We start from the raw sequence: 12002 nt of genomic DNA, 5'->3' as shown, positions 1-12002 counted from the left end.
AACCGAGAACGAATGGAATCCTCATGACAATGACACCCGAACAGGCCGCCTGGTTCCAGGGCACGTTCCACCGCCTCGTCGACAACATCGACAAGGCCGTGCAGGGCAAGCGCGAGGTCGTCAGCCTCGTGCTCTCCGCCATGCTCGCCGAGGGACATGTCCTCCTGGAGGACGCCCCCGGCACCGGCAAGACCAGCCTCGCGAAGGCGCTCGCGGCGACGGTGCAGGGCACCAGCTCCCGCATCCAGTTCACGCCCGACCTGCTGCCGTCCGACGTCACCGGTGTCACCATTTACGACCAGCAGTCGCACAAGTTCGAGTTCCACAAGGGACCGATCTTCGCGTCGATCGTGCTCGCCGACGAGATCAACCGCGCCTCGCCGAAGACGCAGTCCGCACTGCTCGAGGTGATGGAGGAGTCGCGGGTCACCATCGACGGCGTCACGCACGAGGCCGGACGTCCGTTCCTCGTCATCGCGACCCAGAACCCGATCGAGCAGGCCGGTACCTACAAGCTCCCCGAGGCGCAACTGGACCGCTTCCTGATCAAGACCTCGATCGGCTACCCCGACCTCGCGATCACCGAGAGCATCCTCGCCGGAGCCTCCGACCGCAACCCCTCGGCCGGACTCAGCGCGATCATCACGACGAGCGCGGTCGCCGACATGGCCGACCTGGGTGCATCCGTGCACGTCGAGCCGGCAGTACTGCGCTACGTCGCCGAACTCGTCGAAGCGACCCGCAACGACTCGGCGATCCGTCTGGGCGTCTCGGTGCGCGGCGCGATCTCGATGATCCGCATGGCCAAGGTGTGGGCGGCAGCGCACGGCCGTCACTTCGTGCTCCCCGACGACATCAAGACCCTCGCCCGCCCGGTGTGGCAGCACCGTCTGCTGCTCGACGCCGAAGCGGAATTCGCGGGCACGAGCAGCGACGTGGTCATCTCCCGCGTCCTGGATGCGGTGGCAGCGCCGCAGGCACGAACGGCGGCCTGATGACCGCGGAGACGCTTCAGGCGCCGCCGGTGCCGACCGACCGCGACGCCGGCTGGCAAGACATCGCGGCGGTCATCGGCGCGCGCATCCTGGCTCGTCTCCGGAAGATCACCGCATCCATCCGTCCGCTGGCCTGGGTGCTGATGGCGACCACTGTCGGCTTCTGGGTTCTCGGCCAGGTGGCCGGCTGGTCCGAGTTCACCGTTGCCGCGGTCGTCGTCGCCATCACGGTCGCGCTGTGCGCGCTGTTCCTGATCGGCCGCACCGCGTATGACGTCTCGCTCGATCTTGCGCGTACCCGCGTCGTGGTCGGCGAACGCGCCGTCGGCGCGCTGACTCTGGCGAACCGCGGCACGAGGGCGATCCTGCCCTCGCGCGTCGTGCTCCCGGTCGGCTCCGGCCGCGGTGAGTTCGGCATCCAGCGCCTTGCTCCGGGGGAGGAGGCGGAGGAGCTCTTCGCGATTCCCACGCAGAAGCGCGGGGTGGTCAAGGTCGGACCGGTGAGCGTGGTCCGCGGCGACCCACTCGGCCTGTTCGAACGGGCACACCGTCGCGACGACCCGGTCGACCTGTACGTGCACCCGCGCACCGTGCTGTTCGACGGTCAATCGCTCGGATACCTGCGCGACCTCGAGGGACTGCCTGCCGCTGACCTCTCGCGTGACGACGTGTCCTTCCATGCGCTGAACGAGTATCAGCCGGGTGACGACCTGCGTCACGTGCACTGGAAGTCCACGGCACGCACCGGGGTGATGATGGTGCGTCAGTACGAGGAGACCCGCCGGTCGCACTTCGTGATCGGCCTCTCCCGCTCGTCCGGTGATTACGCGACGAACGAGGACTTCGAGCTGGCGATCTCCGCTGCCGGGTCCGTCGGCCTGCGCGCGATCAGGGACTCGCAGCGCGTCGACGTGCGCGTGCAGGGCAGGGACCTGCCCGCCGGCACCGGCAAGCAGCTGCTCGACTCCCTGTCAGCGGTGGAGCACAGCAAGCCGCGCGACGGCGGTATCGCCGAACTCGCGGGCGTCGTCGCCGCGCATATGCCGCTCGCCAGCGTCGTGGTTCTCGTGTGCGGGTCCAAGGTGTCGACCGACAGCCTCCGACTGGCATGCGCCCGGCTGCCGTTCGGCGCCCGGGTGCTCGCCATCGTCGCCGATGGCACGGTGTCCTCCCCGGCCCTGCAGCGGATCGGCGATGCCGACGTGATGACCATCGGCGCCCTCGAACAGGTTCCCCTCGCTCTGCGGAAGGTGCTCGCATGACCTCGCCCGCGTCCTCGGCACTTCCGCCGCGCCGCTGGATCCTCGACCTGGTCGCGACGGCACTCGTCGTCGGCGTCTCGATCGTCGGCTTCTGGCCGACCTTCGCCGGTCCGTCCTACCTGCTCGCCGCCATCGGCGCTCTTCTGCTGGGGCTCAGCATTGCCGCTCTCGCGACGTGGCGCCACTGGGGCATCCTCATCGTCAGCGGCCTCACGATCGCCGCCTACTTCGTTTTCGGTGGGGCGCTCGCACTGCCGCATACGACGATCGCCGGGTTCGTTCCGACGCTCGAGACATTGCGGCAGCTGGCGCTCGGCGCCGTCACCTCATGGAAGCAACTGCTGACGACCGTGGCTCCGGTCGCCGCCGCCGACGGACACCTCCTCGTGCCGTTCCTGCTCACTCTCGTGATCACGGTGCTCACGGCATCCCTCGCGCTCCGTCTGCGGCAGGTCGCCTGGGCCCTGCTCCCTGCTGGGTTCATGCTCATCCTCGTGATCGCGCTGGGGACACCGGAACCGGCGTTCCCCGTCGTGCAGGGTTTCGTGTTCGCCGCGCTCACCGTCGCCTGGCTCGCGCTGCGCCAGCTCTGGGCGCCGCAGAACGCGGCCATCTCGGTCAGCGAGGTGGACCCGTCGCGGGCCGCCCACATGCGGATGCGCAGACTACTCGCCGGCGTCGCTGTGCTCGCCATCGCCGGTGGTGCGGGCATCGCCACCAGCGCGGTCGCCGCTCCGGTCGCGCCGCGCCACATCTTCCGCGACGTGATCATCCCGCCGTTCAACATCCGGGACTATCCGAGCGCATTGCAGTCCTTCCGCAAGATCGTGCGCGACGACCTGAACGACACGCTCTTCACGGTGCGCGGGTTGCCCAAGGGCTCCCGCATCCGGATCGCGACCATGGACCAGTACGACGGAATGGTCTACAACGTCACCAACGGCGGGCCGGAGTCCTCCAGTGCCTTCGCGCCGCTGCGTTCCAACATGTCCCCGGATGCCGAAGGCGTGCCGGTCACCCTGCAGGTCGAGATCGACGAGTACCGCGGCGTATGGGTGCCGGAGACCGGCGAGGTCTCCGCGATCGAGTTCGCGGGCGACCGCGCCGAGGAACTCCAGCGCGGCACGTACTACAACGGCTCGACCGGAACCGCTGTCGCCACACCGAAGCTGAAGGCGGGCGACTCGTACACGGTCGACACCGTCATCCCCGCCGAGTTCGATGACGAGCAGTTGGCCGATGTCGAATTCGGCACGGTGCCGATGCCCAAGCAGAGCAACGTTCCCGAGGAACTCACCTCGCTCGCATCCGACACCGTTGCCGGCGCCGAGTCGCCGATCGAGCAGGTCAGGGCGCTGGAGACCTTCCTCGCCGAGGGCGGATTCTTCAGCCACGGCCTCGAGGGCGAAGTGCTCTCACGTGCCGGGCACACCGCCGAGCGCATCTCGACACTCATCGGCGGCGATCAGATGATCGGTGACGACGAGCAGTACTCGGTGGCGATGGCGTTGCTCGCACGCGAAGCCGGCATCCCCGCTCGCGTCGTGATGGGGTTCTACCCCGAGGAGGAGCAGGACGGCGCGCCGCTGTTCGAAGCCACCGGCGACAACGTGCACGCCTGGGTGGAGATCAACTTCGATGGGCTCGGCTGGCTCACGTTCAACCCGACCCCGCCGGAGGACAAGGTCCCCAACGACCAGAACACGAAGCCGCGGGTCGATCCGAAGCCGCAGGTCCTGCAGCCGCCGCCCCCGCCCCAGGAGCCGGTCGACCTGCCGCCGACGCTTCCCGATGACCGTGAGTCCGAGGACGAGAACCTCAACCTCGCCGGCATCCTCGCGGCGATCCTCGTCATCGGCGGGATCTCACTCGGCATCATCGCGCTGCTGATGTCGCCGTTCATCGTGATCGGCGCGTGGAAGGCGGCCAAGCGTCGCACTCGCCGTTCGGCGGCCCGCACCGCCGACCGGATCAGCGGTGGCTGGGACGAACTCACCGACCGCGCCGTCGACTACGGAGCACGCCTCGCTCCCGGCGGAACTCGCATCGAGGAGGCCACCGCGGTGGCCAGCTCCCTCCCCGTTCCCACGGTCACCACCCTCGCCGAGCGCGCGGATGCCGAGGTCTTCGGTCCGGCGGAGCCCACCCCGGAGGACGTGGATGCCTTCTGGAGCGAGGTCGATGAGATCGTCGGCGGTCTCCACAGCGAGGCCGGCTTCTGGAAGCGCACCAAGGCGCGACTCAACCTTCGGTCACTGATGGGCGACTCGGCGGTCTCGCAGCAGCTGCAGAGCCTGAAGGATGCCGCGGCGGCGCGCGTCCGGCGTGAACCTGGCACGATCAAGACCACTACTTCACCGTCACCCGAGAGTGAGACCCCATGACCCAGCTTGCGTTCGGACAGGTCGCCCCGATCTCTCGGCGCGCGGTGGCCTACGTCATCGACGCAGCGATCGCCACCGGCCTCACCATCGTGCTCGGCGGCGGCCTGATGATCGCCGCCTCCCTCACTGGTTCTATCGAAGGAACGCTCACGACGCTCCTGATCGGCGGACCCATCGTCAGCCTGATCCTGCTCGGCTGGTTCATCGTGTACACCCTGATGCAGTCGAAGAACGGGTCGATCGGCATGCGTGCGCAGGGACTCCGGCTGGCCGGTGCCGTCGATGGCGCCCCGCTCGGGTTCGGGCGTGCATTGCTGCGAAACGTCATCTTCGGCCTCGCCGCCTCGATCGTCGTCGGCTACTTCACACCCCTGTTCGACGGCTCCGGCCGCTATCAGGGCTGGCATGACAAGGTCGCGAACTCGCTGATGCTGGACGCGCGGGCCACGGGTTCGCCGAGCGTGTGGATGACGGGGCCCGCCGTGGTTCCGCAGCGGCCGACGCGCGCGTCGGACCCTGCGCCCTCCGCCGCGCTGCCTGGCTTCCCGGCGCCCGCCGCAGCATCCGGACCTCCCGCCTTCCCTGCCGGTCTCGCCTCGGCAGCTGCTCCCGCCGGGCCGGGCGCTCCGGTCGCTTCGCCCGTCGCGCCGGCCGCTCCAGTCCTGCCGGCTTCCGCACGCCGACCGGTCGTCCCGGCCGCGCCGGTGGCCGAACCGGGTGCGCTCATTGCTTTCGTCCCGGGTGTGACGCAGGATGCACAGCCGCCGCGCGTCGCCCCCGCTGCAGCCCCGGAACCTGCGGTCGATATCCAGCCCGCACCGACATACGCACCCCCGGCGCCGACCTACACGCCCCCCGCGCCCGCATCCGCTCCCGCGGCCCCGGTCGCACCGGCGGCCCCGCCTGCCGCGGAATCCGTGGACGATGCCGAACTCGAAGACACGCGGATCAGCGTTCCCGGGCATCGGCTGATCTTCACGTGGGACGATGGCACGCGCGTCTCGGTCTCGCGCCGCACCGTTTTCGGACGCAATCCCGCACCGGAAGACGGCGCAACTCTCGTCTCGGTGCGCGATGAGACCCTTTCCCTCTCGAAGACGCATTTCGAGGCCGCAGCGGAGACGTCGGGCGGCTGGGTCCTCGACCGTCACTCGACCAACGGCATGACCATCGTGCGCGACGGTCAGCGAATCGCGTGCCCGGCAGGGCAACGCGTCCCGGTACGCCTCGGCGATGCCATCGAGATCGGTGACCGCATCGTGACGATCGGTGGTTACGCGTGAGTTCCGCAGTCAGCGTGTCGACGGGGTTCGCGACGCATCCCGGCCTCCGGCGCGCGCTCAACGAAGACGCGCTCCTGGCCAGCGCCCCGGTCTTCCTCGTCGCCGACGGAATGGGCGGACACGAGGCCGGCGAACGCGCCAGTGCCGCGGTGATCGCCGAATTCTCGCTCTTCGTCGGCCGCTCCGCCCTCGCGCTGGACGACGTCCGCGGCGCGTTGGCGCGAGCCAGGGATGCGGTGGAAGAACTCTCGACGTCGGGCAACGGCCGCGCGGGCACGACGCTCAGCGGCGTCGTGATCGCCTCGGTCGACGGCGTCGGCTACTGGCTGGCGATGAACATCGGCGATTCCCGCACGTATCGGTTGGCCGACGGCGACCTGGAGCAGATCACGGTCGATCATTCCGTGGTGCAGGAACTCATCGAGGCCGGTGAGCTCACCATCGAGGATGCCGCCACGGATCGACGCCGCAACATCATCACGAGGGCGATCGGTGCGAGCAGCACCGGAGATGCTGACTACTGGCTGTTCCCGGCGGAACTCGGGGACCGGATCATGGTCTGCTCCGACGGACTCACCTCGGAGGTGACGGATGCGCGGATCCGTGACATCCTGCTGACGACCCCGGATCCGCAGACAGCGGCCGACGTACTGGTCGAAGAGGCAGTGCAGGCGGGCGGACGGGACAACATCACCGTGGTGATCCTGGATGCCGTCTCGGTGGTGACCCGGCCGGGGACGCCGATTGAAGCCGATGACTTCGACATGGACACACGGCCGCGTACAGCTGCAGGAGGGACACGCTGATGCAGACGATCTACCGACCGGGACAGTGGTACCTGATGGTGATTCCGGGTGCACTCGTCGCATTGCCGCCCGACGTGCCCGGGGAGATCCTCGCGGGACTGTGGGAGCGGCTGCCGGGCACGAAGACACTCGCGACGGTCGTCGACGTGCTGACATCGCACGCCGGTGGTTCGTTCACGGCGCTTCCCCCGTTCGTGGCAGCGGTGGCTGAAGGTGCCGACCTGAGGATCGCGCTGCGCGGACGCGTCGTCGCACGGGTCAGCTCTGCGACCGGTGCCGTGGAATTCTCGGGTGCCGAGGTCACGACCTGGAGCGAGCGTTTCGTTGCCGGTGCGACCAGGGTGGAGATCACCGTGGAGGAGACCGGTTCCGGGTCCGTCCTCACGGTGAACAGCGGGCTCGTGCTCGCGGCTGCGGTGAGCGCCGATCTCGAACCGGACGACGCCGAGCAGCTCACGAGTGCGTTGGGTCCGACCCCGGTCGTGGTCTCCGCCTCGATGGGCGTCTCCGCGGCTGCCCTGGCCGGTGCGCCCGCTCCGCTTCTCGCCGCCTTCCCCGTTCCGGGTGTCTCGGGCTCTGCGTCAGAACCGACGGAGCGAGACGCTTCCGTCGGGCCCGTCATCGAGGCTGGCCCACCCGAGCCCGTCGAGTCGGCTGCGGAGCCGCTCGTCGCGGCCGTGGACGATGCCGCCGAGTCACCGGGGCCCATCGCCTCCGTCTTGGCGAGTGCCGGCTCCGTCGCCGAATCGGCGCTCTCGGACGTTCCCGCCGGTGCGGAGACTCCGATCGACGCGGCGCCGACCGAAGCGCTGCCCGTTGCGCCGATCTCGGAGGACGGCGGAGAGTCGGGTGACGTCGAGTCGGTCGAGAGCTCCGCGGATGACGCGTCCGACGTGGTCTCCGCGGATGAGGCGGACGAGCCCGTCATGCCCGTGATCGACGGCGTGACGCTGTTCCCGACCGAGGTGACGCTCGCGCCGTCCGCCGACGACGACTTCGACCAGCTCTGGGGCGAGACGGTGCACTCCGTGTCCGCAGTCTCCGATCAGCCCGGTACGAAGGCGCCCCCCGTCGATGCGACGGGTGACCACGACGGCGCCACGATCTCTGCAGCCGAGTTGCGGGCGCTCCGTCAGCAGCCGCCGGCCGTGGCCGACGAGGTGGCGACAGCCGTGATTCCGGTCGCGGCGGCGCAGGGTGGTCGCATCCGGATGTCCACCGGCCAGGTCATCGCGCTCGACCGCACCGTGATCATCGGACGGCGCCCTCGGTCCACGCGTGCGAGCGGCGCGAACATGCCGCACCTCGTCGCTGTCGAGAGCCCGCAGCAGGACATCTCCCGCAGCCATCTGGAGATCCGGCCAGAGGGCGACACGGTTGTCGTGATCGATCTGCACACGACGAACGGATCCACGTTGCTCCGGCCCGGCGCTGATCCACTGCGTCTGCACCCCGGCGAGCAGACGCTCGTCCTCTCCGGAGATGTGGTGGATCTTGGCGACGGCGTCACCGTCGCATTCGAGGATCTCCCATGAGTCGTCGTCCTTCGCCGCCGCCTGAGCTGCCCGGCTTCACCTATCTGGAGCCGCTCGGCACCGGTGGCTTCGCCGATGTGTTCCTGTACGAGCAGCAGATGCCCCGCAGGCGCGTGGCAGTGAAGGTGCTGCTGGCCGACCGGATCTCCAGCGGTGCCGCACGCGAGTTCGCCGATGAGGCGAACGTGATGGCGATGCTGTCCACGCACCCCGCGATCGTCACGATCTACCAGTCCGACGTCGCCGGAGACGGTCGTCCGTATCTGGTGATGGAGTACTGCCCGCGTCCGAACCTCCAGCTCCGCGCCCGCAAGGAGCCGTTCTCGGTGGCCGAAGCGCTGCGCGTCGGCATCCAGGTGTCCGGGGCCGTCGAGACCGCTCACCGGGCGGGCGTCCTGCACCGCGACATCAAGCCGGCGAACATCCTCGTCACCGAGTACAACCGGCCGGCGCTGACCGACTTCGGCATCGCCTCGACGACCGGCGCGACCGGTGAAGCATCCGGAATGTCCATCCCGTGGTCGCCGCCCGAGTCGTTCGCCGAGCCGCCGCAGAGTGGACCGCGTACCGACGTCTGGGCTCTCGGGGCGACGCTCTACACGCTGTTGGCCGGCCGTTCGCCCTTCGAGCGTCCGGGCGAGCGCAACTCGAGCGCCGATCTCATCGAGCGGATCGAGCGCGGCGCCCTGCCGCAGCTGGGCCGCCCGGACTCGCCGGCGAGCCTGCAGCGGCTCCTGGAACGTTCGATGGCGAAGAACCCGGACGACAGGTTCCCCAGCGCGGTCGCGTTCGGCCGCGCCCTGCAGAAGGTGCAGATCGAGCTCTCGCACTCGGTGACGCCGATCGATATCGTCGACGATCATCCGTCCCCGGAAGAGCTCGAGGATGACGGCGACGGGCTCACACGTGTGCGCGAGATCGTCAGCATCGACCCTGACGTCGCCGCGTTCACCCGCCCGTCGGCCACGACGCAGCGGAAGAACCCGTCGGTGGTCCAGCCCGACATGCCGCGCTTCGACTCGCCGGCGCCGGCGGATTCGGCGATCGACGAGACCCAACTCCGGATGCCGGTGGCACCTGCTCCCGTGACGGCAGCCAGCGCCGACGAGCGCACGATCCTGAGGGCGCCGAAGGTCGTGGCGCCCGAGGGCGCCGCGACAGCTCCGGCGCCGACGATGACGCCGGCACCGGTGGCAGACCGGCCGGTGGGCGCTGCTGCGCACGCTCCAGCCCGCAGCCGCACCGGGCTGTGGGTCACCCTCGGCATCGCCGGCGTGGCGATCATCGTCGGTGCGATCATCGGACTGAATTTCCTCGTCTCCGGATTGACGCCGGAACCGATCGCCACCGACGACGACGTCGTCCCGCAGGACGTGACGTCGGATGCAGTGCCGAAGGTGGCCGAACTCACCGGCACGCGCGACGGGGAACAGGTGACATTCACCTGGACGAATCCGGATCCGCGCGAGGGCGACAGCTTCATCTGGTCGGTCGTCGACGTAACCGGTGTGGTGGATCCGCAGCAGGCACCCGAACCGAAGGCGCAGTTCGTGCCGCCGGCCGCGGGCAAGGTGTGCATCGATGTGCTGCTGCGTCGTGATGACGGCCGGGCGTCGGAAGCGGTTCGGGGGTGCGTGGAATGAGCGGCACAGCAGGCGTGACGGTGGAGTTCGCCGGTGAGTACTTCCCGATCGAGGCCGGAGGTCGATTCATCGTCGGGCGAGAGGGAGACCTCGAACTCGACGAGAATCTGTTCCTGCACCGGCATTTCCTGGAGATCAGCGACGACGACGGTCTCTGGTGGCTGGCGAACGTCGGGACGCGACTCACCGCGACGGTGACCGACTCGGTGGGCGGTGTACAGGCCTGGCTGGCGCCAGGTGCGCGACTGCCTCTGGTATTCGAGACGACGACCGTCGTGTTCAGCGCGGGCCCGACGACGTACGAACTCACCCTGCATGCCGCAGAGCCGACCTTCCGGACGACGAAGCGCGAGCACGATGACGGCGGAGCATCCACGATCGGTGCGGTTCCGCTGACCCTCAGTCAGAGGCTGCTGATCCTTGCCCTCGCCGAACCCCAGCTGCGCAGGGACGGCACCGGAATGAGCGAGATCCCCACATCTGCGAAGGCGGCCGAACGGCTCGGCTGGACGGTCACCCGGTTCAACCGAAAGCTCGACAACGTGTGCGACAAGTTCGATCGCATCGGTGTGCCCGGCATGCGCGGCGGTCAACGCACCTTCGCCACGAACCGCCGTGCCCGTCTCGTCGAGCACGTGATCGCGTCGCGTCTGGTCAGCCGAGAAGACCTCGCGCTGCTCGACGTTCCCCTTCCCGCCGACGCCGAAGGCGAAGGGGAGTCGGAGTGATCTGGGAGATCGACGATCGCGCACCCGTGATCGAGGGACTCGACGCGCACGGACGGCCCGATCCCGCATACGCGGCATCGCTCGGACTGGTGCCCGCTCCTCGTGGTCGCCGCGTTCTGGCGGCACTGCTGGAGTGGTTCGTGGCCGGGCTGATCATGATCCCGGCGATCATCGTCCTGGTGCCGTTGCTGACGCAGGTGGCCGCCGGCGGATTCGATGGCGAGAAGTTCTTCGCTCGCGGCGACCTCGTCTGGATCATCGTCGCCCTGGCAGTCTCGCAAGGGCTGATGACGGTGTACATCATCGTGCAGCTCGTGCTGCACGGACGCAAGGGCGTCACCCTCGGCAAGGGGATCTGCGGGATCCGCTCGGTGAACGTCAGAACCCTCGAGCGCCCCCGATTCTGGCGGGGCGCTGTCGTGCGCTATCTGGTCGCGTACGTGTCGCTGGTCATCCCGCTCATCGGTCCGCTGCTCGTCGTCGTCCTTTCGCCGCTGTTCGACATCGAGCGCCGCAACAGGGGGTGGCTGGATCTCGCCGCCGCGACCTGGTTCGTCGATGTGCGCAAGGGGCTGAACCCCTACGACCAGAAGCGGATGCGCATCGCGCGCAAGCGCGTGAACACGCCGGAGCACGAGGAGAAGGCCCCGCTTCCCTCGTTGGCCACTCCGATGGCACGGGATGCCGTGGCGGAATACGTCCCGAGCGCGCGCCTGTCCGGCGGCGTGATCGGAGCGCACCGGAGCTCGTCGCCGGCGGCGCAGACCGACGTGCCGGCAGCGGACTCGATGGTGTCCGCGGTTCCCCCCTCGCTCGCGACGGGTGCACCCGGGCCGTCGCAGTACGCGCCGCCAGCGGCGGCTCCTGCTCCGGCGGCACCTGCGACACCGGCGCCTGTTCCAGCGTCGGTGTCGCAACCCGCTCCGGTCGCCGCAGCCCCTCAGCCCGCACCGGTCGTCGCCGCGTCTTCGCCCGCAGCGCCAGAGCTTCCGGCATCCGATGTCGAACCGGCAGCCGCCGGCGTACGGGCCGTGCTCGTGCTGGACAACGGCGATCGCATCGAGGTGCGTGGCACCACCATCTTCGGCCGGTCGCCCAGCGCCGCCGCCGGAGAGGGCGAGGCGCACTTGGTGCGGGTCCACGATGACACGCGTTCCGTGTCGAAGACCCACATCGCCGTGATCCCCGCGCGACGCGGTGTGTTCGTCGTCGACCGCGCGTCGACGAACGGAAGCGCCGTCGTGCGGAACGGGTCGGAGACGGCTCTCGTCGCGGGGCACCCCGCAGAGGTGCAGCGCGGCGACACCGTGCGATTCGGTGACCGGACGCTGCAGGTGGAATGGGTATGAGCAGGATTCGTGAGATG

At 69.1% G+C, this 12002-nt stretch carries 9 protein-coding genes; all 9 read left to right on the top strand.

The window, feature by feature from the left end; translation table 11 throughout:
- The first annotated feature begins 23 nt into the window (after positions 1–23).
- Genes MRBLWO13_RS02255 through MRBLWO13_RS02215 form a run of 9 tightly spaced genes read left to right on the top strand, consistent with a single transcriptional unit; the run spans position 24 to position 11985 of the window.
- The gene (locus MRBLWO13_RS02255) at positions 24–995 is read left to right on the top strand and encodes a MoxR family ATPase (protein WP_341976160.1); all 972 of its coding nucleotides are present in this window, start codon (positions 24–26) and stop codon (positions 993–995) included.
- Complete coding sequence (locus tag MRBLWO13_RS02250; protein WP_341976159.1) at positions 995–2257, top strand: DUF58 domain-containing protein; 1263 nt, start codon at positions 995–997, stop codon at positions 2255–2257. Before MRBLWO13_RS02255 ends, MRBLWO13_RS02250 begins: the two co-directional genes overlap by 1 nt.
- Positions 2254–4641, top strand: a complete 2388-nt coding sequence (locus MRBLWO13_RS02245) for a transglutaminaseTgpA domain-containing protein (RefSeq protein WP_341976158.1) — start codon at positions 2254–2256, stop codon at positions 4639–4641. The genes MRBLWO13_RS02250 and MRBLWO13_RS02245 overlap by 4 nt, the downstream gene beginning before the upstream one ends.
- Positions 4638–5924, top strand: coding sequence for an RDD family protein (locus MRBLWO13_RS02240; RefSeq protein ID WP_341976157.1), 1287 nt, complete (start codon positions 4638–4640; stop codon positions 5922–5924). The genes MRBLWO13_RS02245 and MRBLWO13_RS02240 overlap by 4 nt, the downstream gene beginning before the upstream one ends.
- Positions 5921–6730, top strand: coding sequence for a protein phosphatase 2C domain-containing protein (locus tag MRBLWO13_RS02235; protein ID WP_341976156.1), 810 nt, complete (start codon positions 5921–5923; stop codon positions 6728–6730). Before MRBLWO13_RS02240 ends, MRBLWO13_RS02235 begins: the two co-directional genes overlap by 4 nt.
- Positions 6730–8265, top strand: a complete 1536-nt coding sequence (locus MRBLWO13_RS02230) for an FHA domain-containing protein (RefSeq protein WP_341976155.1) — start codon at positions 6730–6732, stop codon at positions 8263–8265. The genes MRBLWO13_RS02235 and MRBLWO13_RS02230 overlap by 1 nt, the downstream gene beginning before the upstream one ends.
- Entirely contained in the window at positions 8262–9908 is a 1647-nt protein-coding gene (locus MRBLWO13_RS02225; RefSeq protein ID WP_341976154.1) for a protein kinase, read from the top strand. Before MRBLWO13_RS02230 ends, MRBLWO13_RS02225 begins: the two co-directional genes overlap by 4 nt.
- Complete coding sequence (locus MRBLWO13_RS02220; RefSeq protein ID WP_341976153.1) at positions 9905–10636, top strand: hypothetical protein; 732 nt, start codon at positions 9905–9907, stop codon at positions 10634–10636. The genes MRBLWO13_RS02225 and MRBLWO13_RS02220 overlap by 4 nt, the downstream gene beginning before the upstream one ends.
- A complete protein-coding gene (locus MRBLWO13_RS02215; RefSeq protein WP_341976152.1) occupies positions 10633–11985 on the top strand; it encodes an RDD family protein in 1353 nt (450 codons plus the stop codon). The genes MRBLWO13_RS02220 and MRBLWO13_RS02215 overlap by 4 nt, the downstream gene beginning before the upstream one ends.
- Positions 11986–12002 lie beyond the last annotated feature (17 nt).

The organism is Microbacterium sp. LWO13-1.2 (assembly GCF_038397725.1).
In the GTDB taxonomy this organism is placed as follows: Bacteria; Actinomycetota; Actinomycetes; order Actinomycetales; family Microbacteriaceae; genus Microbacterium.
The sequence above is the reverse complement of the archived record's forward strand: the minus strand, read 5'-3'. Positions and strand labels throughout refer to the sequence as shown.